The sequence below is a fragment of the Levilactobacillus senmaizukei DSM 21775 = NBRC 103853 genome (assembly GCF_001592085.1).
In the GTDB taxonomy this organism is placed as follows: domain Bacteria; phylum Bacillota; class Bacilli; order Lactobacillales; family Lactobacillaceae; genus Levilactobacillus; species Levilactobacillus senmaizukei.
In genome coordinates this window covers 12,299-37,825 of sequence record NZ_BCWD01000006.1, presented here as the reverse complement: position 1 = coordinate 37,825, position 25,527 = coordinate 12,299, and the positions used below count along the sequence as shown (strand labels likewise).

At 48.9% G+C, this 25,527-nt stretch carries 26 protein-coding genes and 1 other RNA gene; 5 read left to right on the top strand and 22 right to left on the bottom strand.

What is annotated here, in order from left to right; genetic code table 11:
- Positions 1–24: 24 nt before the first annotated feature.
- The 15 genes from rimI to LSE01S_RS03410 all read right to left on the bottom strand — a co-directional run bounded on the left by rimI (position 25) and on the right by LSE01S_RS03410 (position 9,976).
- On the bottom strand, positions 25–612 hold the full coding sequence (gene rimI, locus LSE01S_RS03480) for a ribosomal protein S18-alanine N-acetyltransferase (RefSeq protein ID WP_061776239.1): 588 nt from the start codon (positions 610–612) through the stop codon (positions 25–27).
- Positions 596–1,318 carry a tRNA (adenosine(37)-N6)-threonylcarbamoyltransferase complex dimerization subunit type 1 TsaB gene (gene tsaB / locus LSE01S_RS03475; RefSeq protein ID WP_061776238.1) on the bottom strand — a complete coding sequence of 241 codons (723 nt, stop codon included), beginning with the start codon at positions 1,316–1,318 and terminating at the stop codon, positions 596–598. The genes rimI and tsaB overlap by 17 nt, the downstream gene beginning before the upstream one ends.
- Positions 1,319–1,380: 62 nt before the next feature.
- On the bottom strand, positions 1,381–2,124 hold the full coding sequence (locus LSE01S_RS03470) for an acyl-[acyl-carrier-protein] thioesterase (protein WP_061776237.1): 744 nt from the start codon (positions 2,122–2,124) through the stop codon (positions 1,381–1,383).
- 5 nt (positions 2,125–2,129) lie between these two features.
- Positions 2,130–3,008 carry a 16S rRNA (cytidine(1402)-2'-O)-methyltransferase gene (gene rsmI, locus LSE01S_RS03465; protein ID WP_061776236.1) on the bottom strand — a complete coding sequence of 293 codons (879 nt, stop codon included), beginning with the start codon at positions 3,006–3,008 and terminating at the stop codon, positions 2,130–2,132.
- Between the two features lie 14 nt (positions 3,009–3,022).
- Entirely contained in the window at positions 3,023–3,361 is a 339-nt protein-coding gene (locus LSE01S_RS03460) for a DNA replication initiation control protein YabA (RefSeq protein WP_061776235.1), read from the bottom strand.
- Between the two features lie 29 nt (positions 3,362–3,390).
- A complete protein-coding gene (holB, locus tag LSE01S_RS03455; RefSeq protein ID WP_061776234.1) occupies positions 3,391–4,404 on the bottom strand; it encodes a DNA polymerase III subunit delta' in 1,014 nt (337 codons plus the stop codon).
- A 9-nt stretch (positions 4,405–4,413) separates the two neighbouring features.
- Positions 4,414–4,743, bottom strand: coding sequence for a cyclic di-AMP receptor DarA (darA, locus tag LSE01S_RS03450; RefSeq protein ID WP_061776233.1), 330 nt, complete (start codon positions 4,741–4,743; stop codon positions 4,414–4,416).
- Between the two features lie 26 nt (positions 4,744–4,769).
- The gene (gene tmk / locus LSE01S_RS03445) at positions 4,770–5,411 is read right to left on the bottom strand and encodes a dTMP kinase (RefSeq protein ID WP_061776232.1); all 642 of its coding nucleotides are present in this window, start codon (positions 5,409–5,411) and stop codon (positions 4,770–4,772) included.
- Positions 5,412–5,574: 163 nt separating this feature from the next.
- Positions 5,575–5,826 carry a YaaL family protein gene (locus tag LSE01S_RS03440; protein WP_061776231.1) on the bottom strand — a complete coding sequence of 84 codons (252 nt, stop codon included), beginning with the start codon at positions 5,824–5,826 and terminating at the stop codon, positions 5,575–5,577.
- A 13-nt stretch (positions 5,827–5,839) separates the two neighbouring features.
- Entirely contained in the window at positions 5,840–6,439 is a 600-nt protein-coding gene (gene recR / locus LSE01S_RS03435; RefSeq protein WP_061776230.1) for a recombination mediator RecR, read from the bottom strand.
- 30 nt (positions 6,440–6,469) lie between these two features.
- Positions 6,470–6,778, bottom strand: coding sequence for a YbaB/EbfC family nucleoid-associated protein (locus LSE01S_RS03430; RefSeq protein WP_061776229.1), 309 nt, complete (start codon positions 6,776–6,778; stop codon positions 6,470–6,472).
- Positions 6,779–6,799: 21 nt separating this feature from the next.
- The gene (gene dnaX / locus LSE01S_RS03425) at positions 6,800–8,533 is read right to left on the bottom strand and encodes a DNA polymerase III subunit gamma/tau (protein WP_061776228.1); all 1,734 of its coding nucleotides are present in this window, start codon (positions 8,531–8,533) and stop codon (positions 6,800–6,802) included.
- Positions 8,534–8,687: 154 nt separating this feature from the next.
- Positions 8,688–8,774, bottom strand: an RNA gene (gene ffs / locus LSE01S_RS03420) — signal recognition particle sRNA small type.
- 49 nt (positions 8,775–8,823) lie between these two features.
- On the bottom strand, positions 8,824–9,309 hold the full coding sequence (gene tadA / locus LSE01S_RS03415) for a tRNA adenosine(34) deaminase TadA (protein ID WP_174520182.1): 486 nt from the start codon (positions 9,307–9,309) through the stop codon (positions 8,824–8,826).
- Between the two features lie 58 nt (positions 9,310–9,367).
- Complete coding sequence (locus LSE01S_RS03410; protein ID WP_061776226.1) at positions 9,368–9,976, bottom strand: class I SAM-dependent methyltransferase; 609 nt, start codon at positions 9,974–9,976, stop codon at positions 9,368–9,370.
- A gap of 198 nt (positions 9,977–10,174) precedes the next feature.
- Here LSE01S_RS03410 and nrdH point away from each other — a divergent pair, with 198 nt between their 5' ends.
- From nrdH to LSE01S_RS03390, 4 genes are all read left to right on the top strand, one after another.
- Positions 10,175–10,402: a glutaredoxin-like protein NrdH gene (gene nrdH, locus LSE01S_RS03405; protein ID WP_061776225.1), complete on the top strand. Its 228-nt coding sequence runs from the start codon at positions 10,175–10,177 to the stop codon at positions 10,400–10,402.
- A gap of 102 nt (positions 10,403–10,504) precedes the next feature.
- Positions 10,505–12,670 carry a class 1b ribonucleoside-diphosphate reductase subunit alpha gene (gene nrdE / locus LSE01S_RS03400; protein ID WP_061776224.1) on the top strand — a complete coding sequence of 722 codons (2,166 nt, stop codon included), beginning with the start codon at positions 10,505–10,507 and terminating at the stop codon, positions 12,668–12,670.
- Between the two features lie 80 nt (positions 12,671–12,750).
- Positions 12,751–13,746 carry a class 1b ribonucleoside-diphosphate reductase subunit beta gene (gene nrdF, locus LSE01S_RS03395; RefSeq protein WP_061776223.1) on the top strand — a complete coding sequence of 332 codons (996 nt, stop codon included), beginning with the start codon at positions 12,751–12,753 and terminating at the stop codon, positions 13,744–13,746.
- A 476-nt stretch (positions 13,747–14,222) separates the two neighbouring features.
- Entirely contained in the window at positions 14,223–16,157 is a 1,935-nt protein-coding gene (locus tag LSE01S_RS03390) for a KxYKxGKxW signal peptide domain-containing protein (RefSeq protein WP_061776222.1), read from the top strand.
- Between the two features lie 67 nt (positions 16,158–16,224).
- Here the strand turns inward: LSE01S_RS03390 and LSE01S_RS03385 are convergent, their stop codons facing one another.
- Positions 16,225–17,127, bottom strand: coding sequence for a 3-hydroxyacyl-CoA dehydrogenase (locus tag LSE01S_RS03385; RefSeq protein WP_061776221.1), 903 nt, complete (start codon positions 17,125–17,127; stop codon positions 16,225–16,227).
- Positions 17,128–17,331: 204 nt separating this feature from the next.
- Between LSE01S_RS03385 and LSE01S_RS03380 the strand changes: the two genes are divergently transcribed.
- Positions 17,332–17,910 (top strand): LOG family protein, encoded by a 579-nt coding sequence (locus LSE01S_RS03380; RefSeq protein ID WP_061776220.1) that lies wholly within the window; start codon positions 17,332–17,334, stop codon positions 17,908–17,910.
- Between the two features lie 63 nt (positions 17,911–17,973).
- Here the strand turns inward: LSE01S_RS03380 and mprF are convergent, their stop codons facing one another.
- The 6 genes from mprF to rplL all read right to left on the bottom strand — a co-directional run bounded on the left by mprF (position 17,974) and on the right by rplL (position 25,514).
- Positions 17,974–20,610: a bifunctional lysylphosphatidylglycerol flippase/synthetase MprF gene (gene mprF, locus LSE01S_RS03375; protein ID WP_061776219.1), complete on the bottom strand. Its 2,637-nt coding sequence runs from the start codon at positions 20,608–20,610 to the stop codon at positions 17,974–17,976.
- Between the two features lie 563 nt (positions 20,611–21,173).
- A complete protein-coding gene (locus LSE01S_RS03370) occupies positions 21,174–21,809 on the bottom strand; it encodes a phosphatase PAP2 family protein (protein ID WP_061776218.1) in 636 nt (211 codons plus the stop codon).
- Positions 21,810–21,930: 121 nt separating this feature from the next.
- Positions 21,931–23,319: a sensor histidine kinase gene (locus tag LSE01S_RS03365; RefSeq protein ID WP_162257429.1), complete on the bottom strand. Its 1,389-nt coding sequence runs from the start codon at positions 23,317–23,319 to the stop codon at positions 21,931–21,933.
- Between the two features lie 5 nt (positions 23,320–23,324).
- Positions 23,325–24,020, bottom strand: a complete 696-nt coding sequence (locus LSE01S_RS03360) for a response regulator transcription factor (RefSeq protein ID WP_061776216.1) — start codon at positions 24,018–24,020, stop codon at positions 23,325–23,327.
- Positions 24,021–24,290: 270 nt separating this feature from the next.
- A complete protein-coding gene (locus LSE01S_RS03355) occupies positions 24,291–24,887 on the bottom strand; it encodes an NADPH-dependent FMN reductase (protein WP_061776215.1) in 597 nt (198 codons plus the stop codon).
- Positions 24,888–25,145: 258 nt separating this feature from the next.
- Positions 25,146–25,514, bottom strand: a complete 369-nt coding sequence (gene rplL / locus LSE01S_RS03350; protein WP_061776214.1) for a 50S ribosomal protein L7/L12 — start codon at positions 25,512–25,514, stop codon at positions 25,146–25,148.
- Positions 25,515–25,527 lie beyond the last annotated feature (13 nt).

Sequence of the window (25,527 nt, the reverse complement as noted above, 5' to 3'; positions counted from 1 at the left end):
TAAAAACGGGCGGCACTGGCCACCCTACTCGTCTGCCGGACTGACCTTACTAAGATCCAAGACCATGTCAACCGCGTCCTCGTGGTCCCCAAAGTAGTAACCGCGCTTAATGCCGGCCTGTTCAAATTGCAGGCTCCGGTACAACCGCTTGGCATTGACATTGGAGATGCGGACTTCGAGGCTCATACTTTGATAACCCAAGCGCTGTGCCCGTTTAATCATGACTTGAATCAGGTGTTTCCCCAACCCATGCCGTTGAAAATCCGGAATTACCGCGATATTCGTGATATGGGCATCGCGTTCCCGCTCCTCGAAGGTACACCCAATAAAGGCAAGCAATTGATCATTCTTGCGAATCACTAGGTAAAGTCGATCGCGTTCACGACGAAGCTCACTGGCAAAGGCGGTGGCATCCCATGGTGCCTGACCAGAATAAACGGCCCGTTCGATCTCAATCATTTCTGGAATATCGGTGAATAGCGCTTTCGCCACAAAGTAAGGAATCCCATTGATGTCGACACGCTGATTCTTAACATCCAACGCCTCTTCACGAACCACATCCTGACGATCGCCAAAGATACTCTGATACCAGATTCTAAATTTTTTCAACATAGGATTCAGCATCCCTTCCCGGATTCTTGGCCCGCCAATCTGCTTCGGCTTGTGTCAAGCGTAAGTAGTTCGGGACAAAGTGGTCGACATCAGCAACTGGTGTCATTGTGGCACCAAGGAGACCAATGGTCGCCGCCTGTGGCAGGTTAAGCCACGGACTAACCTGGGGAGTAGCCGCGGAAACGGTCGTCTGAATGCTCTCCGCAAAATGACCCGCATCACCAAGGAACCAGATTGGTTCACCATACTCCTTCACTTCGGAAAGAAAATCAGCCACACTCGTATGGGCATCGGCAATCTCACTCACTGGCTGCCCCTGCTTGATTCGGTACAACCCAGCAAAAACATTCTGATTGCGAGCATCAAACATGGGGGCAACTAGCGCGCCTTCGACGGGAACATTGGCGGCTAAAGTCGCCAAACTAGAAACGGCCACTAAATCGATATCTAACGTTGCCGCCAAGGTCTTCGCCGTTGTGACCGCCAAACGAATGCCGGTGTACGAGCCGGGGCCAGCGGCAACGACCACCCGATCCAAGTCGCTGGGTTGCATCCCCGCCATACCCATCAACCGTTCGATTTCGGGTAACAGGTACTCGGCATGCTTTTGATGCACCGTCACGGTGACCGCTGCCAGAACTGTTTGATCCTCTAAGACGGCAACACTCAGGGGACGGTTAGATGACTCAATTGCTAAAATCTTCATATTTAATATTCCCCTTCAAAATCTCTCATCATTGTAACGCTGACCACGCTAAAGATCCCACTCTAACGCTCACGCATTGCCCAAGCGGCATTGGCCGTGGCCGCCGTGGTAGCGCCCATCATAATTCGATGTTGACTAGTCGTGGCCGTATGACTAGCCACACTGGCAACCGCTTCGCCATAACGAACCTCATTTTCAAATCGAATTTGAAAATCGCGGAGTTGATGTGTCCGTAGAAACTCTGCTGGTAAGGCATCCAACATCCAGTCAAAGTAATGGGCATTGTTCACATGACCATTAGCGTCGATATCGAAGTAGCGAACTAGGTAGGGCTTGGTTTCAGTCGTTTGCGTTTCGTCAAATCGACTTGGCCGTGGTAACCGTGGCAAGCGTTTAACGGGCGCCGTTTCATACGGCGCAATAATTTCCATCGGGATCGTTGCAATCTTTCGGGTGGCATAACTCATGGCTACCCAGATGGATTCACCATAGGCTAACGTCGTCCCATCGGCAGCAAACAACCAATATTCCCGGTAGGCAAAATACTTATTAAAGGCCGTCGCCTTGGTCTTAACCACAACGGTATCTCCCGCCAACGGCATCCGGGTCACCTGGAAATGGTACTGAGTCACCACCCAGCCAACCCCATGGGACTGCACAAAGTCCACCCCAAGGCCCAGGTTATCGTTCTGGTCTTCCGATACCAGTACAAATAAATTAATTAATTGAGCTAGCGTTAACCGTCTGGTGTCATCGACCTCATGGTCAACAACGCGATGGCTCTCTGAAAATTCATTGGCGGCCAAGCTGGTCACTCCTTATCAAGATGATGGTATTCACGATAAACGTCCTGTTTCTTTAAGCCACGTAACTTTGCGACTGATTTGATCGCAGCGTTAGGCTTGTCACCGGCGGCGATGAGCCGGTCAACCTGTTCCTCAATCGGTTCACTCAGATCCACCGTTGCCTCGTTAGAGATTGGTTCGGGGTTACCACCAACCAAGACGACAAATTCCCCTCGAACCGTATCCGTGGCGGTCCAAGTGGCCAGTTCGCTCAGGGTTCCCCGTAGGAATTCCTCATAGCGCTTCGTCAGCTCTCGACATAGGACCGCTGGCCGATCGGCCCCTAGGCCATCTACCAGATTCGTCAACGTTTTCTTCAGTCGATGCGGCGCTTCATAAAAAATCAGGGTCTCTGGTCGCTGCGCTAATTCGGCAATCTCGGCCCGTTGATCCTTGGGCTTACGGTCCAGAAAACCATAAAAATAGAAGGGTTGGGGAGCTAGCCCCGAAGCGATCAAGGCGGTTAGCCCCGCATTAGCCCCAGGCAATGGCACCACCGGAATATTAGCTTCGACACAGGCCACAACCAGCTCGTGTCCGGGATCAGAAATAGACGGCATCCCCGCGTCACTCACTTGAGCAATCTGCATGCCAGCCGCTAACTTGGCCACTAGCTGAGGGATCCGTTCCTGGGTGTTGTGTTCATGAAAACTAATTTGCTTCGTTTCAATTTCAAAATGATTTAACAGTTTCTGAGTATTGCGGGTATCTTCGGCGGCAATTAAATCCACGTCCTTTAAGGTCTTGACGGCCCGAAAGGTCATATCATCTAAATTACCAATTGGCGTTGGAACCAGGTACAAATGCCCGGTTGATTCAGCAGGAAAGCTGCGTCGTCGTTCCATTATTGTTAGCCTCCCTATTGATCACGATAAATAACTTCTAGACAGAAGGCACATTCTTCATCCTGCTTACGCCGCGTGCCATAAAATTCACGACAAACATGGAACCCTTCTTCATACAATTTCTCCAAAATTTGCCGAGACTTCGAGAGTCCTTGTGGCGTTTGCGGATCCTCTGGCAGACTCTTCTGCAGTTCCCGTAACAAATCGCGGAGATGTTGGTTTTCAATTTCCAACTCGGCATTCTGCTCGAAGACCTGGGTCAATTCGGCCTGCAGATCAGTGAACTGACTCAGCGTTTGTTGCAATTGATTCTCTAAATTCTTCAGTTGATCATACACTGCCTGTTTATCCAAGCCGTGACCCTCCTTTGTCATTTTGGCGCCTAACGCGTCTGTTCCAAGATCCGTAGCGTTAAGGCCTCTAAGATTGTTTGAAAATTAATATTCCCGGCCAACTGACTGCGGGTGCCCAGGCACAACGTCATCACATTGACTAGTTGGTCCGTGGTCAGCTGGGTTGCGACCCGTTGACTCACCTTGGCTACCTGCGGATAGGCCAGTTGGTCATTACTCAGCTGGGTCGTCTGCAACCGCAGAGCATCATGCCAAACGGCCACCAGCATATCCAATACGATGCCCTGCCGCTCACGATTCGTCGCCAGCGGAACCAGCTCCGTTTGTACCCGAACAAAGGCCCGTTCATCTCCCTCACAGCAGGCCGTAAACCATTGGCCAACTTTGGCTTGGGCGTCGCCCAGCCAGTCGTCAGCAATCAACTCGGTCGCCGCGGTTACACTCTCGGTCAGTGTCGCTAATAGTAGTCGTTGACTCGGAACCACGCCGGCTTTTTCCAATTCATTAGCCAGCTCCTTGGGAGCGACCCCAGGAAAATCAACCACCTGAGTCCGCGACAGAATTGTGGGCAAAATGAGATTCTTGCTGGCCGTCAGGAGCAAGGCTACTGTGTTCCCCACTGGTTCTTCAATAAACTTCAGCAGGCTGTTAGCAGCACTGGTCGTCAACCGGTCAACCTGGTCAACGATGAAAATCTTTTGGTTGCCTTCGACCGCGCTCTTAGAAAACTCCGCCTTCAAGTAGCGGACTTGTTCTACCTTAATTCGTTGGCCATCCGGGACGACACTCACGACGTCCGGGTGATCCCCGGACAGAATCCGCCGGCATTCAGAACATTCCCCACAAGGTCGCCCCTCGGCCGTTACATTTCGGCAAAAAAGCCGCATGGCAATGGTCGTTGCCACGACCTGACGTCCCGTACCATCGGCCCCATTAAACAAATAGGCATGGCTTAACTCGTGCTTCGTAATCAGATTCATGAAATGATTCACCAGCTGCGGTTGTAACCGTTGGGCGGTGGATAGCAAGGATTCCTCGGTCATTGGTGCCCCCTAAAAGTGGTGAAATTGGTCAACTGGCAAGACAAAGACGGTTGCGCCACCGACCTGCACCTCAACGGGGTACGATGAAGTACTGTCTAACTGCGCATCTAAGTTAACGGGTGGCGTCATAAATTGTTGACGCGTGTGGCTGGCATCTTTGATGACTTCCATCGCGTCGTCTACCCGTTCATCTTCAACCCCTACCAGAAAAGTCGTGTTCCCCGACTTGAGAAAACCACCAGTGGTGGATAACCGAGTCGCACGAATATTGTGTTCGATAAAGTCATTACTTAAGCGGTTAGCGTCCTTGTCTTGGACGATGGCAATGATTAATTTCATAATTATCTTCCTCCGTAATTATCCGTTCAAATGGTCTTTGGTAAGATTGATTGAATTAAAGCTAAGGCTTCCTTAATCACCTGATCGGGCGACTGGGTCGCATCAATCAGTTTAATCCGGTCAGGTTCGGCCGTCTGTAGCCGCAAATAAGCTGCCCGAACTCGGTCATGAAACGCCGTCTGTTCAACATCCAGGCGGTCAACCTTTGCCGGATTCCGGTGGGCTTTAATTCGCTTGAGGCCAACCGTTGCCGGTACGTCAAAATAGATCGTTAATGCCGGTAACAAGCCATCCGTGGCGAACTGATTCATCTCAGCCACTGCCGCTTCCCCAATTTCACGACCCGCTCCCTGATACGCGACCGAACTATCCACATAACGGTCACAAAGAACAATCTGATTGTTCGCCAAAGCGGGGAGGATCGTCTCGGCCAGGTGCTGGCGCCGGGCCGCAGCATAAAGCAGCGCTTCCGTTCGGTAATCCATCGCCGTATTTTTCCGATCTAAAATGATCGACCGAATACTCTCCGAAATAGGATTACCACCCGGCTCGCGAGTCACCGTCAACTTTTGCCCAATTGTGGGTTGGAGCTTAGCTACTATTGCCTTCATTGCACTGGTTTTCCCAGCACCATCGGGTCCTTCAAAACTGATAAACGTTCCTGACACAATCCTCGACCTCATTTTTTATTGATAGTTATATTGTACTTGAATTGATAATTGATGTCTATTTGCATCAATGGGATTCCTAAATTTCCCACCATATTAAAAGCGTTTGGGGACCCCCAAACGCTTCAGTCATCGGCAGTCAATCTGACGCCATGAATCTCAGCTAGTCACGGAAAACCGCCGCCGAAATATGTTTGCTTCGAACCCGACGAAGCCGGGCCTCACGATATAAAAACAGGTAGGTCTGACGAGCCAGCGCAGTATTGGCAATCATCTGATTGTCAGCATCGGCAATGGCCTCTTCGGTTTGCTTGGCGTGATCCCAACGATCCTTTGCCTCGTCAATGCTCGACAAGAGATCATCATCATAGGCTGCCTTCAATCGCGGCAACTGCCGTTTCTTTCGTCCAAACATCGCGAATTCCTCCCTACATTTCTGTACGGCCTTCAACGGCCTTAAATAACGTCATTTCATCGGCGTACTCAATATCGCTACCAACGGACAAGCCATGGGCCAACCGCGTCACGGTAATTCCTGCCGGCTTGATTAGCCGCGATAGATACATGGCCGTGGCCTCACCTTCTGGGGTGGCATTGGTTGCAATAATAACTTCTTTAATTGATGGATTCTGTTGTAACCGGCTGATCAGACTTGAGATGTTCAAGTCCTCGGGCCCCTTACCTTCGATGGGCGACATGACCCCATGTAACACATGGTACAGACCATGATATTCCTTCATCTTCTCCATGACCATGATGTCCTTAGCCTGTTCAACCACCAGTACATGGGATTGGTCTCGGGTCTTGTCGGCACAGATCGTACATGGGTCACCCTCAGTGATATTGCCACAAATGGAACAAAAGTGCAGATCTTTCTTTGCCGCCACCAGCGCCTTCGAAAAGGCCGTGACATCATCTTCCGCCATGTCAATGGTAAAGAACGCTAAGCGCGTCGCCGACTTTTGACCAATTCCCGGTAATTTCATATAACTGTCAATGAGTTGTGCAATCGGTTCTGGGTATTGCATGCTGCAACGTCCTTTCCGCTAAGGCTTGGCTTACATCCCGGGGATGTTCAAGCCTTGCGTGTACTTACCTAAAGATTGCTTCGTCGTGTCATCCACCTTGGTCAAGGCTTCATTGACAGCGGCCAAGACGAGATCAGCTAACATATCAGGATCATCGGGATCGATGGCTTCGGGCTTAATACTCAAGTCAGTCATCTTCCGTTCACCGGTAAAGGTAGCCGTAACCAAATCGTCGGGTGAAGTCCCCGTGAAAGTTTGGGCGTTCAATTCAGCTTGATCCTCCGCCATCTTTTTTTGCATCTGCTTCATTTGTTTCATCATATTTCCCATGTTACGCATTTATAATCATCCTTTCAAAATTTAATCTGGTTTAACTTCAACAATGTCCTTGCCGAAGAGTTCCTCGGCCTTAGAAACGATCGGCGCGGTCTCTGGCTGCTTCGGTGCTTCGGAATCACTATGATCCTGAAGTTCGGCCTGATGGGCCGCCAGGTAATTCTTCCGAATCACTGGCCACTCGTCCTTAGGAACAAAGACAACCGGTAACGCGGTCCCAATCATTCGATCCAAGCCATTTTCGAGTGCATCGGTCAGCTCGTTATCAGTGGTGGCGCGCTGGTACAGGAAGGAATAATCAAAGGCAACAATCACCCCTGAGTCCGCAGCCGCCACGGGTTGAGACACCTTCATAACAGCACGTTGAGTGACTGACAGGCTATTCAGTAGATCGGGCCACACCTCTTGTAGCTGGTTCAGCTTCTCTCTGGTTGCCGAACCCAAGACCGGATAAACCTTGGCCAAATTGACTTCCTTGGTTCCACTGGACTTGGCCACCCGCGGCTTCGGCTTAGCTGCTGGGGTTGCCGTCGTGGCAGCTGCCGGGGTCGCCTGCAACTGCTTCACTGTTTGTTGGAGCTGTTCGACTTCGCGTTGCAAGACCTTAACAGCCGCTGGTTCGGCAACAGGCGCCGCGGCAACCGTTGGTGTCGGCGCTGGTTGCCCCTGTTGTTGACCAATCTCGGCCAATTTAATTGTCAGAATTTCAAGGTAAACGTCCGGATGGGTGGTATAGCGCATCTGTTGCTGAATGGCATTAAGCTCATTAATCATCGCGTACATCGTCTGAGCAGGCGTCTGTTTAGCTAGTGCCTGGAAGTCATCGCTGACACTCCCCATCTCTGCTTCCTCAACTAATTGTGGCGCTTGTTGGTAGAGTAACAAATCACGGGCATAACCGATAATATCTTCCGTGAATCGTTCAGCATCCTTCCCGGCCTCCAAGACGGACTGTAGGGTCGCTAATGCCGCCTTGGTATCACCGGCCAACGTTTGCCCAACAAAGGTCGCCAATAGCTCATGCGCGACACTCCCTGTGACTAACAGGGCATTGTCCAAGGTAATTTCATTATCACCAAACGACAGCGCCTGATCGAGAATGCTCAAGGCATCTCGCATCCCGCCTTCGGCTGCCTTAGCGATCACCTTCACCGCTTGCTCGTCATAGGTGACATCTTTTTGATTCAGGATATAAATCATTCGTTCATAACTGTCACTGGCCGCAATTCGTTTAAAGTCAAACCGTTGGGTCCGCGAAATAATCGTCGCCGGAATCTTATGTGGTTCCGTAGTGGCTAAGATGAAGATCACGTTAGCCGGGGGTTCTTCTAACGTTTTCAATAAAGCGTTGAAGGCGCCCGTCGATAGCATATGAACTTCATCAATGATATAGACCTTATAGTCCGCAACGGTGGGCGCATACTTCACCTTATCTCGAATATCTCGAATTTCTTCGACACCATTGTTAGATGCCGCATCAATTTCAATGACATCGTTTAAGGTGCCATCCGTAATGGCGCGACACGTTTCACACTCGTTACAAGGTTCACCATCGACCTGATGATGACAATTAATGGCCTTGGCAAAAATCTTGGCAGCGGACGTCTTCCCGGTTCCCCGGGGGCCCGCAAAGAGATAGGCGTGACTGATTTGATTGGTAGTAATGGCGTTCTTAAGGGTTCGTGTGATGACGCCCTGCCCAATCATGTCTTCGAAGCGTTGGGGCCGCCAAACACGATACAATGCTTGATAAGCCATGTAATCGGTTCCTTTCTTTAATGATGACATTTAATTTTGCTGAAATTAATTATAGCCTTTCCCGACGGGTGCTGTCACGACCTACTCGTCAGAAATTTGATGTTGAAACCATAAAAAAACTCCCAGTCAACGGACTAGGAGTTGGAATTAGCTCATAAACTTGAAGCACAAAGCGAAACAAACTTAGTGCTGCTTCCTTCCGGACCTGACACAATTCGTAAGTCCACCCTTGCTCCAAGGCCTTAACGGCAACTAATAGTGTATCATGATTAGCAAGTGCTGTCTAGCGACTAATCAGCCGCCGCCCGCTTGGCTGCTTGCCGCGCCTTTTTGCGGGCCTTTTGCCGCTTTCTAGCCGCCTTAAAAAACGCCACCATTCGTTCACCAGCATCCTTAGCCATGAGGCCCTCATACACCGTCACGGTATGATTCAACCGGTCGTCGCCCAAGACCTCGTAGAGACTATCCACCGCTCCCGCCTTTGGATCACGAGCACCATAGAACACTTGTGGAATCCGAGCGTTAATGATGGCCCCACTACACATCAGACAGGGTTCAATGGTGACATACAATTGGCAGTCATTTAGTCGCCAGCTATTCAGCCAGGCACAAGCCTCTTCAATGGCCCGAATCTCTGCGTGCAAGGTAGCGTCATTGCCGTGTTCACGTAGGTTATGTCCTCGTCCAATGATTTGCCCGTCACGAACAATCACCGCGCCGATTGGTACCTCGCCAATCAAAGCCGCCTGGTCCGCCTCGAACAAGGCTTCTTCCATATAATGTCGTTCGGTTGGTGAATAAGCCAGCTTACGCAAGCAGACCGCTTCCTTTCGCTTATTCGGACATCAGCGTACTTTCCAAGATGTAGTAGCCCTTATCCTTCTTAATGATAGTACAGTTACCAAACGTTGCCGTCATTAATTTCTTGGCCGACGGCGCCCCTTGCTTCTTCTGTAAGACCACCGTTAAGGTTCCCCCAGATAACAAGTGGTCCTTGGCTGCCGTTAGCATCGTTGAGACCACGGACTTACCAGCGCGTACGGGGGGGTTCGTAATGATCGCCGCATAACGCTGTGTAACCTCGCTATAAATGTCTGACGTCTTAATTTCAACATTTTCAATCTGATTAGCCACCGCGTTCTGACGAGCTAGTGCCAAGGCCAATTCGTTCACATCAACCATGGTGATCCGTCGCTCTGGCCAACGCTTAGCTAGAGCCAGACCAATTGGGCCGTAGCCCGTTCCCAAGTCAAGCCAAGGCCCAGCCGGGGTCTTCTCGGCATCAAACGCTGCTAAAAGAACCCGCGACCCATAGTCGACCCGGTTTTTTGAAAAAACCCCGTTGTCGGTGGTAAACAACAATTCGTTGCCTAAAAGGGTGAATGGCCAATGGTGTTCTTCGTGTAAAACATCTGGATTTTGTGTATAATAGTGATTAGTCAATTTATCCGCCACCTTTAAGGTCTATTTTACCGTAGATATTTGGGAGAAGCTAATAAAATAAAAAAAACGCTTATAGCACTATATTTGGTAGTTATTGTATGATCCAACTACCAAATATAGTGCTTTTTTTGATTGTATTTTTCTATATCTGGTGTAAACTGAATTCATCGTAAAAGAAAAGCTGAGGAAGTGGCAACAATGAAAATAACGATTTATTCTAAAAACAACTGTATGCAATGCAAGATGACGAAGCGTTTCCTGAGTGAACACAACGTGGACTTTGAAGAACGTAATATCAATCAAAATCCAGAATACGTGGCTTACTTGAAGGAAAAAGGTTTCCAAGCGGTGCCAGTGGTTGAGGCCCCTGGTCACCCAGCTTTCTATGGCTTCCGTCCCGACCAACTGATGCAGTTCGCCGGCTAATTTAAGTTAGCACAAACCCGTCTTGGCGACGTCGTGTTTGTTCACGGTGGCGCCATTTTTATTTGATTTCATAACCTTAAGAGAGAAAGAAGCGTTGATCATATGAGTTTACATGACTTAAAGGACGTCACTTACTATGACCTGAATAACGAAATCAACATCCCCGTCGATGGGCAGATTCCGTTGAACAAGGACCAGGAAGCCCTTCAGGCTTTCATGAAGGAAAATGTCGAACCCAACACCAAGACCTTCGATTCACTGAAGGATCGCTTTGACTACCTGATTGCCGGTAACTATGTAGAAAAAAAAGTGATTGCTGAATATCCAATGAGTTTCATTAAAGATCTCTACCGTTATCTCCGCGACCAACACTTCCAATTCAAGTCATTCATGGCAGCCTACAAATTCTATGCTCAGTACGCTTTAAAGACTGACGACAACGCTTACTACTTGGAAAACTTTATCGACCGGGTGGCGATGAATGCCCTCGACTTTGGCGCCGGTGATCAGAAACTGGCGCTTAACCTGGCCGATGAGATTATTCACCAACGTTACCAACCAGCCACCCCGAGCTTTTTGAATGCCGGCCGGGCCCGGCGGGGTGAACTGGTGTCTTGTTTCTTAATCCAATCAACCGACGACATGAATACCATCGGCCGGACGATTAACTCTGCCCTGCAACTGTCACGAATCGGTGGCGGAGTCGGCATCAGCCTCTCCAACTTGCGCGGAGCCGGCGATCCAATCAAACATATTGATGGCGCCGCTTCCGGTGTTGTTCCCGTCATGAAGTTGCTAGAAGACAGTTTCTCTTACTCCAACCAACTGGGCCAACGTCAAGGTGCCGGTGTAGTCTATCTCAGTGTTTTCCATCCTGATATTGTCGCCTTCTTAGGCGCCAAGAAAGAGAACGCGGACGAAAAGATTCGCTTGAAGACCTTGTCACTTGGGATTACCGTTCCCGACAAGTTCTATGAACTTTGCCAAGCCGACGCCGACATGTACCTCTTTAGCCCCTACGATGTTGAACGAATCTACGGCAAGCCATTCGCCTACGTCGACATCACGGAAAACTACGATGCCATGGTTGCTAACCCCGATATTCGCAAGAAGAAACTCAAGGCCCGGGACCTCGAAACCGAAATTGGCAAGTTACAACAAGAGTCCGGTTACCCTTACATTGTCAACATCGATACGGCCAACCGCGAAAGTCCTATTGACGGTCGCATCGTCATGAGTAACCTGTGTTCCGAGATTATGCAGGTCCAAGTGCCGTCGACCGTCAACAATCGTCAGGAGTACGACCAATTAGGAACGGACATCTCCTGTAACCTGGGGTCCACTAACATCGTTAACTTGATGAAGGCCCCAGACTTTGGCCATTCCGTCGAAACCATGGTTCGGGCCCTGACCTTTGTCACGGATAATTCTGACATCGACGTCGTGCCATCCATTCAAAAGGGCAACCAACTCGCCCACACCATTGGCTTAGGCGCCATGGGTCTCCACAGCTACTTTGCTAAGAACCATATGATGTATGGCTCTAAGGACAGTATCGCGTTCACCAGTGTTTACTTCATGCTCCTCAACTACTGGACGCTGAAGGCCTCCAATGAAATTGCTAAGGAACGTCACGAAACCTTCCACAACTTCGATAAGAGTGCCTACGCCGATGGATCCTATTTCGACTGCTACACCGAAACCGATTGGCGGCCAAGTTCCGCTAAGGTTCAGGACCTCTTTGCAGATGTTTGGTTACCTTCTCCTGACGACTGGGCCGCCCTCAAGACCGCTGTCATGGCCGATGGTTTATACCATCAGAACCGTATGGCCGTCGCCCCTAACGGCTCAATCTCATACATCAACGACACAACGGCTAGCCTCCACCCTATTATCAATCGGATTGAGGAACGCCAAGAGAAGACCATTGGGAAGATTTATTACCCAGCGCCTTACCTCGACAACGACACCATGCCTTACTACAAATCAGCCTACGACACTGACATGCGTCGGGTCATTGACGTCTATGCTGCGGCTCAAAAGCACGTAGACCAAGGCATGAGTTTGACTCTCTTCATGCGGTCAACCATTCCCGAAGGCTTGTACGAATGGAAGAATGGTCGGACCGACAAAATGACCACTCGTGACCTCAGTATTCTTCGCAATTATGCCTACCGCCAAGGAATCAAGTCCATCTACTACGTACGGACCTTTACCGATGACAACAACGAAGTCGGGGCTAACCAATGTGAGAGTTGTGTGATCTAATTAAGGCTGATCGCTTTTAAAGTAAGCCGTTAACTTAATCATCAGCACTGACACCTAGTCCCTTACAAAGGAGTGGCAACATGGCAAGAATTGAAAATTATGATGCAATTAACTGGAATGCGGTCTCGGACGAGATCGACAAGGCAACCTGGGAAAAACTCACGGAACAATTTTGGCTCGACACCCGGATCCCGGTTTCAAATGACCTGGACGACTGGCGGACGCTTGACACTGATCACCAGTGGGTGGTTGGTCACGTCTTTGGTGGCCTCACCCTATTGGACACGCTCCAGTCCCAAGATGGAATGGCCGCCCTACGTAAGGACGTCCGTACCCCTCACGAAACGGCGGTTTTGAACAACATTCAATTCATGGAATCCGTTCACGCCAAGAGTTATTCCACCATCTTTTCCACGCTGAACACGCCCAATGAAATCGATGAGATTTTCCAATGGAGCGATTCCGAAGAATTCTTACAGAACAAAACGAAACGGATCTACGACCTGTATCACGACGATGAACATCCCTTAAAGAAAAAGATCTCCAGTGTCTTCTTGGAAACCTTCTTATTCTATTCTGGATTCTTCACCCCGCTCTATTACCTCGGCCACAACAAGCTCAACAACGTTGCCGAAATCATCAAGCTAATCTTGCGGGACGAATCCGTCCACGGAACCTATATCGGTTACAAATTCCAATTAGGCATGAAGGAATTAACCGACAACGAGCAGCAGCAAATGAAGGACTGGATGTACGACTTCCTCTACAAACTTTATGCTAACGAGGAAAAATACACCCACACCTTATATGATCAAATCGGTTGGACGGAAAAGGTCCTAACCTTTATCCGCTACAATGCCAACAAGGCCCTCATGAACTTGGGTCAAGACCCCCTGTTTCCGGATACCGCCGAAGACGTTGACCCCGTCGTCATGAACGGAATTTCAACCTCCACGGCTAACCATGATTTCTTCTCCCAAGTTGGGAATGGGTATCTCTTAGGCGATGTGGAAGCCATGAACGACAGTGACTACACCATCGGTGCCGCTAAGGACCCCGATGATCCTAGCAAATAATTTCACCACGGCCCCTAGACCAACTCGTCTAGGAGCCTTTTTTATGCTCGAGGGTCTTAACCGTTCATGTTTTCTGCCAACACCGACAACTCTGTAGGACTTAGATTGCTCGATTAACGAACATACCCTAACCCATTTGGCCCCAGTTTAGCCATCTTCCGCTCGACCAATGCTAACCACTCGTCGGCCAAAAACGCCGGTTTATCCGTGATTATAAACCACTTTTCGTGAAAGGCAACATATAGTGAAGAGACTGGTGTGGTGCATTTCTAAGCGCTTTCTAACAATAGATCCTTAACAATCCTTCTTATTGGCGAAATAGTTTCTTTATTTAATATTTTAGGATTGTATTTAGTCAACCAGGGTGTACAATGAAGTTGTAGAAAGTTATCCACATTTACAAATCTGTGGTACAAATGCTAATCATCGATGCGGAAGATAAAAAGGTTCCATTACCATACTAGGGGGTAAATATCATGAGAAAGCAAGTTACGTTAAATACGAAGGAACATTACAAGAGCTACAAGGCTGGCAAGAACTGGGTATTCGCTTGTGTAACGGTTGCAGCCTTAAGCTTAGGCGTCACCGGTATGAGTGCCACGGCCTCTGCCGATACCACTGGCAATATCAGCGATACACCTAACACCGACAATCAAGCACCAGCAGCTGCTAACGATATTAAGTCCAGTACTACAACATTGGGTGCTGGTAATACCAATGATCCTAAAAATGCGGGCGCCGATAAGGATGTCACTTCAGGTACCGACAAGGATACCGGCTCAGGTACTGACCAGGATGCTGGTTCCGACGTAAACCACCATACGGGTGACATCACCACCCACAAAGTCACTAACCCTGATGGATCTGGCAGCGTTGACGACAATCTGGGCAAGGTTGGCTACTCTTCACGAGCCAAGCTCGTTAAGGATGCCGAGACTCCTACATATGACGCCTCGTCCGTCCAAGGTGTGAATGCAACCGAATGGCTAAAGGACGACGGCTTACGGTCCTTAGTAGAATTCGATTTACAAAAGTCGTTTAATCCGGCCCGTGGTATCACGGTGACCGATGACAACCTGTACCAATACATTGACCAACTTTCAATGTTATACACCGATGGTTACACCGGCACCCTGCCAACGACCTTTGAAGGCTTACAATACTTCAAGAACTTAACATACTTCAGTTTTACTGGTGACGTTGACCCAGCCAACTACGTTAACTTCTCCTTTGCACCCAATCTGACTCATTTCGCCATTCTCAGCAAGGATCAAGCAACCTCACCAGTCGACGCCTCGACCTTTATGAACAACGTGCTAGGTGAAAATACGGCGTTGAACTACCTATACATCGTGGGCTACCACTTAACCGGTAACTTACCTAACCTGACAAACTACAAGGATCTCAACTGGATTAACCTTTCCAGCAACGAATTAACCGGTGGCCTTGAAAATATGGGCCCTGCTGCTCCTGAAACTTCACTCAATCTGGCCGACAACAAGCTATCTGGCCCAATCACCGAAGCCGACCTGACCAACATCAACAGCCTGTATATCAGTCACAATGACTTCTCTGGCAACCTGCCAGTCCTGCGGCCAGATATCATCGTTGATGCGCAACAAAACCACTTCACCTCTGGTCAACAATCACCAACCTCTAACCAAACGACCATGAATCAAATCTTAACGGGTGGAACCTTTACCATCACCCCTAAGAACCGGACGTTTGATCCATTGACCGACCTGGTTGCTGGTGTCCGGGGTGCCGATGGTGTGACCTTTGACACGACTGACCCCATGCAAGTTTATGGCTGGAGCAATGGCAAGGGTAGCCTCTTCACGGTCACGGCTGACCCAACGAATCCAATTGGTTTTAACTTAACCGCTAATGCCGATGTTCCCGATGGCACCTACAGAGTTTGGGCCTTGAATTCCAAGACCAGCCAATACGCCTTCTCCTTGGAATTTACCATCGTCAATGGCAAGGACCCCATCATTGTCGTAACGCCTCCTACCACTGGCACCACGACCACACCGACGGACAATGGCGGTAGCACCGTCACCACGCCTGTAACGGGCGGCGATGGTGCAACCATCACCACCGGCACACCAACCAAGGGTGGCGCCGCTGCCAAGGTTACGGGTAAGAAAGTCACTACACCTACACCTAAGAAGGGTGCTGCCGCTGCCAAGGTAACCGCCTCAAAAGGTAACCGTGTGACTTACAACAGCATGAACAAGAATCCTAAGACTGACTATGCGTTGAAGCTTGCTAACCATGCAGATACCAACAAGAACGCCACGACCTTACCACAAACCAACGAAAAGAGTTCCGTCAGCGCGATTGTTGCCGGTGTTGCCATGGTCATCAGTATCTTAGGCCTTGGAGCTAGTCGGAAGCGTCACGAATAAATCAAAATAATCCTAGTTACAAAGGACGATTACCACGAGAATCTTCTCGCCGGTAATCGTCCTTTGTTTATTTGTGTTTTAGAAACCCTGGGCTGCTATAGGCTGGCTGCGGATAATGATAGAATCCGCGACCACTAATTTGACCATAGCGGTGTTTATCCAGCATCTCGGTCTTTAACCGCCGCGCTACCGCCACCAAGGCCTCCTTACCAGGCTCCGCACCAGTTGCCAACATTAACCGATAGGCCGAACGCAGGTCCATCTCGTCGAGAATGCCGAAGGGCCCCTTGGTGCCACCGGTAGCAATCATCCAGGCCCGATCGATCATTTCTGGCTCAGCGACACCCTTTTCCCATAGTAACAGTGCCGACTCCAGAAATGGTGCCATCAAGGTATTCAAGATGTAGGCCGGCTGTTCCTTGGTCAATTGGATTGGAACCATGTCAATCTCGCGAACAAACTCAACCACCGCCTGATAGGCGGTCCGCGTGGTCAACGTTTGTCCCATAATCTCGGCCGGTTGATTGGGCCAAACATGGGGCGTAAAATGCAGCGCCAGAAAGTTCTCCGGATGACCCGAAATGGTGGCAAATTGGCTCGGTAGAAATGTTGAGGAGTTGGTGACCAAGATTGATTGAGCCGAAACCACCTTGGCGAGGGCGGCATAAGACTCATTCTTCACGGCTAAGACCTCAGGAATGGCCTCAATGATGAGATCGGCACCCTCAACGGCCGTTTCTAAATCCGTGGCGTAATGAATCCGCTCATTCGTATCATAAACCACGGCTGGCGTGGCAAAGAGTCGTTCCGCATAGACTTGGTCCCAGGTTGCCGTCCGCCGCTTAGTCGCCGCCACAGCGGCCACGCTGCGGTCATAAATGGTCACGGTAAATCCACTGTAGGCTGCTTGATACGCGATCTGACTTCCAATGGTTCCGCCACCAGCAACCACGACTTTTTTAATCCCCATAGTCATCCATCCTTTTGGCCTAGCCTCATTTTCCATGCTGACAAGCATAGGCCACTCCTCTTTATCGAGCAACGAAGAACTGCCAGTTAACCTCAAAAACTAACAAAATCACCCAGAGCTCAAACTAAATTTTCACTTAAACTTCCAGGGGTTTGCGGTATACTAATGATAGCTTTAGCAAACTTACTTTCGGGGGTATTTGACATGACAACCATCAAGAATGTCTGTGTGTTCTGTGGATCTAACCATGGGTACGACCCACAATTTTTAAGCGAAACCAATGCTCTGGGGCAGTACTTAGCTGACCACCATCATCCCGTCGTTTACGGGGGCGGTAAGGAAGGCCTGATGGGGGCTATCGCCAAGTCGACCATGAATGCCGGCGGTGAAGTTATCGGGATCATCCCCACTTTTTTAAGCGAAATGGGGTTAGCCGAAACCAACGTCACGACCCTACTAGAAACGTCCACCATGGATGAGCGCAAAGACGAAATGCTCCGCCAATCAGATGCCTTTATCGTATTGCCCGGCGGCTTTGGCACATTCGAAGAGTTCACCACCATGTTGTCATGGAGTCAGATCAACGTCCATCAAAAGCCCATCGCCCTATTCAATATCAATCATTACTATGATGACCTAGTTGCCATGATGCACAAGTGTTGTGATGCTGGTTTTGCGCCACAGGAAAATCTAGATCTATTTATCAATGCCACGACGATTGATGAAATCTTTGCGGGGTTCGCAACCTTCCACCATCAACTTCCTTATAAATACACAAATTAACAACTAAAGGCGGTGACCATGGTCACCGCCTTTTTTAGTCTCAGTGATTAGTCGGTTGCAGGATTAATTACCTTTTTCAACTGGCTTATCAACTGTTTTACGATTCTGCCAACGAATCTCATCGTCAATCCAGGCGTTAAGCCACCCAGGTAACCAACGATTCGTTCGCGCAGGATGATTGATCGTTTGCATCAGTTGCAACATCGTAAAGACCAACGACTGGCGCCGCCGATAGGCCAGGTACTTAGGTTGCCAATTGCTGACGTATTTCTCCTTATACGATCGCAGGCCCTGGAAACTGTAAAACGTCGACCCATACTCGTAGATCAGATGTGCCGCCCGTTCTTCAATGAAGCTAAACCGAGAGACACCTACATTAGCCAATGGGGTCATCCCCAGATTAAATGTCTGATAACCCTGTTCTCGACAAAGACTAAACAGATGGACAAAGAGGCCATCCATAATACCAGACGGAGCGGCATGGCCCGCCCGCATTAGATCGATTGAAGTCACATCATGCTTCCCGGTTGGCATGAGATTAGCAAACGCCACAATTTGATCGTTGGCATCCTTCATCACCGCTACCGGTGCCTCATTCAGATAATCTCGGTCAAAGAACCCCATGGAGAACCCCTTTTCTGTTTCATCGCCTAACCATTCCGTAGAAATTTTGGCCAGTTGTTCAAAGGTATCATCGCTTAACGGTGGTTGTAAGAGTTCAAAATAAAAGCCCTCACGGGTGAACTTATTGACCAATGCCCGCTCACCGCGATGCGGCTTGCCAGCCAACGTAAAGGTCGACAAGTCCACGTGGCCTTCTTCCCCCATCTTAATGAAATCAAACCCCATCTCGTGGAGGGAAAGCGTCAACGCCTCGCTGACCTCGTAGAAGACGGGGGTCATCCCCGCCTCATCGGCATCGGTCATGAATGCTGCTAGAGCCGATCGTACCTTTGTTTGATTCCCAATGGGTTCGCCCATGACCATCAGCTTGTTCGCCCGTCGCCGGAACAGAATTAACAACTGGTCCTCCCCGTTTTCACGATAAAAGTACGTGTGTTTATCCCTCAAGAAGGCTAAATGACTGACTTCATTGCCACCATACTTCTTAATCAACCGGCGAACCCGTTCCGCATTGAACGGTCGTCGTAACCAATTCGCTGGATGAAAGGCCAAGTAACGATAAATAGCCGCCAAAATAAACAGCGCCACTAGGAGACCTCCGAGCCCATCGAGCCAAACCTGCGTCGATGGAATCCACCAGGAGTGGGGAATCCAGGAGTGATGATGGTGACCATGTAGTGTCAAAATTCCCAGCACCGTATAAAGTAAAAATGTACCGACAAATATGAGACTGTCGACCGTTAGCCCACCCCAAGAATAATGGAACCCGCTGCGATAGAGTTCCGGTCGGGCAAAGACTAACGAAACCATTACCAAGCATAGTAAGATGACTAATCCGCCCGGAAAGTTTTCCGCAACCAAAGTATTCACAATGGCGATTGCCAAAACGATGACGGTTGGCCAAAACGCCCGTTTAACTCGGGCACCAACGCCTCGCGCCAATCCAATTAAAAGAAAGGCCACCACAATATTATCCACCTGACTGAGAAAGTAAAACATGTAAGGCACCAGTTGAAGGTAGACCTTATTAGCCAGAACCACATCCGGAATCGTGGCGAAAAGCAGCATCATAACCCCCGAGAAGTACATAAAAACGGTCACGAAAATTTGTGCTGCTCGTCGTAAGGCTGCCACCGGAAGGCCGTTTAGGAAGTGATTTAGGCGTCGCCCGGCATCGTGAATGAAGAACCCTACGCCTACGCCAAACGGCAGGAGATAGTAAAATAGCCGGTATAGTAACAGCCATCCGGTGGCATCCGCCCGACTAACGCCCATGAATCCCAATCCAATGATCATGAACACATCAAATGATCCTAGACCCCCAGGAATCATCGAGACCACCCCTGCCACTGAGGCCACTACAAACATTGGGAAGACGGCACCCAGGTTAATCGGGAGACCCAGCGTCCAGCCAATCAGTAGGAAGAAGAGCGCACAACTCCCCCATTCCAAGCACGAGCCGAGAATCAACCGACACTCCCGCGACCAAGTAAGATCCTGGAAAAATTCACCATCATTCAATCGCGTAAAGATTAAGAGGCACGGAAAATACAAGCCACCGCCTAATAACCAGAACCAGTACCCCTCATAAGCAATGCCGACGTGAAACACAAATAAGCTCAGTAAGGCCACCCAACAGGCCATCGACAGGCCTGCCAGGAGAAACAAGGCAATCTTAGAAATTGCATAGACGACCTGTTTTCTAGTAGCCGACTTGGCATAAAAGTTGGCTCGCAGGCTAGCCCCTAATAAGCCGCCCATTCCCGCTAAATTGGTGAAGGTGTTCGTCACCCACCCGGTACGGAAAACATACCCGCGAGAGAATTTTCCCGGGAGAAACTCAACGATCGTAAAGTCATAGATTAACATCGGTAGAACGGCCACAAAGCCTCCCACTATTAGCAGCAACCCATTCGCCCAGCTCAGACTGCTCAACTCGGCCTGTAACTGATGTCCATTGACTTCATGTGCGACGTGCGCCCCTGCTTGAATGATAAAAATTAGCATCGAGAAGATAAAAATGCCTTTAATCAAGCCCATCCGTTTCTGAATTCCTGCCCAAAGACGTTTCCCCATGATAATCCCCCCCGTAGTCCTTCATTATGCCAACCATTAATCCAAATCACAATTAGACCGATAATCCATTAGCTAGTTTTGTCAATGACCTATCTTAACCAATTACCAGTGACTCGTTTCATCGTCAAACAAAAAACGGCCAGAAAGTAATCCTGACCGCTACAATGTCTTGATTCCCCAATCAATGGCATCCTGACTTCTCATGACAATTAAGGTTTCCCCGCTAGATCGTCGACTTAACGCCAAATCTTAGCTTAATGTCGTTTTTTATTCCCTTACCCCAATGACCACCATCACGCTGACGACAAATTTCAATTCTTGGAACTCGTAATCTCAAGCAAATAACCCGTTCCAAACTGGCAACCATTATTTGGCTTCCCCCAAGGTGCTGTTTCTAATCAATGATTAAGGTCCCATTGATTAAATTCATAATAAACCATTAGCTACACCATCAAAACTGGCTCCAAAAGTGATTCTTCTGAGAAACTTTCAGAATCCAAACACCACAGAATCACACCGTGTTAAATATTGCCTAATCACTCACGCTTCTTCCCCGTTAACAGCTACACCATTGAGCGTTTAACCCAGAATCGCTCATGCAGGCTCACGCATTGGCACCACCAGCCGCCTGCTAGCAGAAGACTTCCCAAAACATCACTGGGAAAATAATTATTCAACCCCATGCTGGCCCGCATGACACCGGTAACCCACAATCCAAGTAGACCCACTAGTAGCCATACCAACCAGCTCTGATTTAACATTTTAAAAAGTAGCGTTCCCACCATCAGGGTTAGCAAGGTGGTACTAAACACCCGACTGCTAAGAAAGCCGATCCGCTCAACGCCCATCGTGCTTTGAGCCGATGGCAAGCGAACCACTAGATGTTTTAGCATCATGATCAGAACATCACCACTTACCCAGGCAATGATTATCGTCGCAGCCCAAGCCACCTGGCGCCGGTACCACAAGGACAGGCCCAATCCCACGGTTATCCCGCCCATAATCAGGGGACTCCCGGTTGCCGTTAACCACGACCACCATCGAACGGGTTGTCCCAACAAACCCGAATTTAAAATGCTTAGACCCAATCGATCCACTTCCGCCAGCCTAGCCGATCCGAACTTGATCAAGATGGCTAGAATCCCAAATAATCCCCCAAAACCCACGGCTAATTCTTGATTGGCTTGCGCCTCTGTCATCACGCTACCTACCTCTCTGGTCATCATTAGACCACTGTTGCTACAAAAAAATCCTTACCCATGCTGGAATGTCTCCATCATAGGCAAGGACTAGGGTTCTAGCTACCGGTTCCAAAAGAGATTAGACTGAAGGATTCTCAGAATTCGTATTTCCTGCCTGAAATCTTACAGTGAATCGACTCCCCTGAGGTCGATTATCGATGACCCGAATGGTCGCACGATTTAACTTGACTAACTGGGCCACAATGGCTAAACCTAACCCGGTTCCGCCAACCTCACGAGTTCTGGCTGAATCAACCCGATAGAATCGATCAAATATTCGCGGTTTATCCGCATCTGCAATGCCCAGCCCTAAGTCAGCAACGCTTAGGTCAATCCAACCGTCATTAACCGTTACGATCACCGAAATCGGCTGATCTTTCGGTGAATACTTACCAGCATTATCCAGGAGCGCCGTCAAAATCTGTTGGATACTCTCCGCATGGCCAAACACTATGACATTTTCCATTAAATGAACCTCAATCGGCTGCTGTAAAACTGCCCGTTCCTCTTCAATCGTCTCATGAATAATCGGGACTAGATCAAAACTCGTTAAGGTCAGGGCGCCGCGATCGGCTCTGGACAGTGTCAGCAAACTATCAACTAGCTTCTGCATTCGAATCGACTCTTCATCAATGAATTGAATCGACCGCGGAATAATCTCTGGATGTCCCGCCGCCCGCCGTTCCAGCAAGCGAACGTGACCACGAATAGCGGCAATCGGTGTTCGCAGTTCGTGGGCTGCATTAGAGGTAAACGCCCGTTCCTGCTCCGCATTTTGATTAATCACTGTGAGTAACTCATTGAAGCTCGCGGCTAGCTGTGTCACCTCCTGCGGCCGATCCGGGATCGGCAACGCGGCTTTAACCGTTCGAACTTGGGCCTGCTTCTTGGCAGCGGTATTCAAGCCGGCTAACGGCTGTGTGATTTTATTCGCCGTCCGACGAACATAAATCCACCCAACACCAATCATCAGAATCGCCACACCAGCCGTCACCACTAAGACTGAAAATAGAATCGTTGTGACCGGGGTCAAACTCATCCAGATTTCGGAATAGAATCCCGCCCGACTACCTGCACGATAGTAGGTAATCCCATAGCCTGGCGTATAATCCAATGACGGATAGAATGGGAGCGGGTAATGATGTTGGTGAATAAAATGTCGCGCCCGCGCCGAGTAAAAGGTACTCGTTGACCGACGATCATGTTCCTTATAAACCCGCACGAAGGTATTTCGAGTGTCTAACGGGCTAGTCCGTTGCCAATAATTCCAATCGGGTCGATCATTGATAAAGGACCGCCGCAAGCTCCGAATAAGTTGCTGAGAAGAATGTTCACTCTGCTTGACCAATTGATAACCAACCGTGCTAACGATTGACACCCCCATAAATAAGGTCATCAAAACTAGCATCGTCAAAAAGCGACGCTGAATCTCCTGGGCTGTTGTATGATTCTCAATTTGCTTTTTCATCCGCATTACCCGTGATACTCGGCCGAGAGCACATACCCAACGCCACGGACCGTATGGATTAGTGGTTGAAAATGTTCTTCCCGTAATTTATTTCGGAGATAACGGACATAGACATCGACAATATTCGGCTGGCCTTCAAAATCCACCCCCCAGACACTGTTAAGTAACTCATCCCGAGTCATCGTCTGTCCGGAATTTTTCATCAGACAGAGGAGTAGCTCATACTCTCGCTGGGTCAACTGAATCAATTGACCGTCACGCAGAACTTGCCGCGACCTGATATCTAACACCAGATCGCCGACGTGAAGTTGACTACCGGCAGCCTGTTGCCGAGATTGATGGCGCAAGACAACTCGAATTCTAGCTAGTAATTCCTCAATATCGAACGGTTTAGTGATGTAATCGTCAGCACCAGTATCTAAACCAGCCACCTTATCCCCTACATAGTCTCTGGCCGTCATCATAATCACCGGTAAATTGTCACTTTTGCGGATTCGTCGTAACACACCTAGGCCATCCAGTTCTGGCAACATCCAGTCCAATAAAATTAGATCCAGCTGTCCCTGATTACTCTCGTAAATTTTAAGCGCCGCTCGACCATCGCGAGCATTCAATACCGTGTAGTCCTCGAATTGCAACTCCGTTGTTAATGAATCTAACAACGCAGCGTCATCCTCGACGATTAAAACTGTTCCCGTCATACCGAGATCCCCCTGCAAAATTCTTTTTCTCCAGCATAGATGTTTATCATCAGAAGTACTATGAGCCACCACAAATCTTAGAAAAAGTTATATGATTGGCCAGCTTAAAAGTGACCAAAAAAAGCGTTCAGGTTATCCTAAACGCTTTTGATGGTCGAACTAATCCCTTTGACTAATTTCACTCACGACGAATGAGCAAAACCGCTAAATATTTTTGCAATTCCCTGCTAATCGTCACGAACCGACTAAACTGGTCAGGCCCCCTCGTTGTCAAAGCGACGTTGGCAACGGATGTTCCTTCATAATCTGAGCGTAGTGGGTTAACTCACGAAAAGCACTTGGCAATCTTTCGGCAAAATGGTCACTATTCGCCGCTTCAGCAATCAATGTCCCATCCGACGCAAAGTTAGTATCGGCATTCCATAACAGTACCGGTGTCGGCAAGACGATCAGCTTAAGCATCTGTAAGACACCGACAAATGAAGCGGCAGCTAACATTCCGCCATCACTATACTTGGAATACGTCACAATTTGTACCGGTTTATTAGCTGTTTCTGGACCAACAAAGTCCAAGGCATTCTTAAGACTCCCAGGAATGGCGTGATCATACTCTGGACTCAAGAAGATATACCCATCTTGCTGTTCCAAAACCGACAGCCAGCTTCGCTCACGACTTGTTAGATTTTGAATTGGTTCTGACAATGGTGTCTCATCATGATCGTACATTGGCAACGGGTAGTCTTTCAAATCAATCCAGGTAAAATCACCATTCGGGATTGAGGTCGTCCGTTGAAGATACTTAAATATTTGGTCTCCCAATGAATGGGTCCGGGTAGAACCCAAAATGACGCCAATTTTTACTGTCATTTAATGACCTCCTAATTGAATCCAATCCAACTATATCATCGCCAACCATGAGTTACAAACCGCCAAAATATCAATCAACCGTTCAGTAATCGCTTCTGTCCCACTTAGATTCTCAAAAATGTGGTCCAGAGTTTTTGTACCACATTTCGTCCCATGCTTTAATCGCAATCCATCAAAACAGAAAAAAAGAAAAAAGGCTCAACCGCACCGCTTTTCAGCGATACGATTGAGCCCCTTTTGATATTAGTTAGTAAATGACTACTTAAGCGTAACCACACCACCAACGGCTTCAAGCTTTTCCTTGACGTCGTTAGCTTCGTCTTCTGAAACGCCTTCCTTGATGACAGATGGTACGTTGTCAACAAGACCCTTAGCGTCCTTCAAACCAAGACCAGTGATTTCACGAACGGCCTTAATAGCCTTAACTTTGGCGTCACCAGATTCAGTCAACTCAACGTCGAATGAGTCCTTAGCGGCGGCACCGTCGCCACCAGCAGCACCGGCTGCAGCAACAGGGGCAGCAGCGGATACGCCGAATTCGTCTTCAATTGCCTTAACTAAGTCGCTAAGGTCAGTAATGGATGCTTCTTTAAGAGAAGCGATGATAGCATCTTTATCAAAAGCCATGTTATTTTCCTCC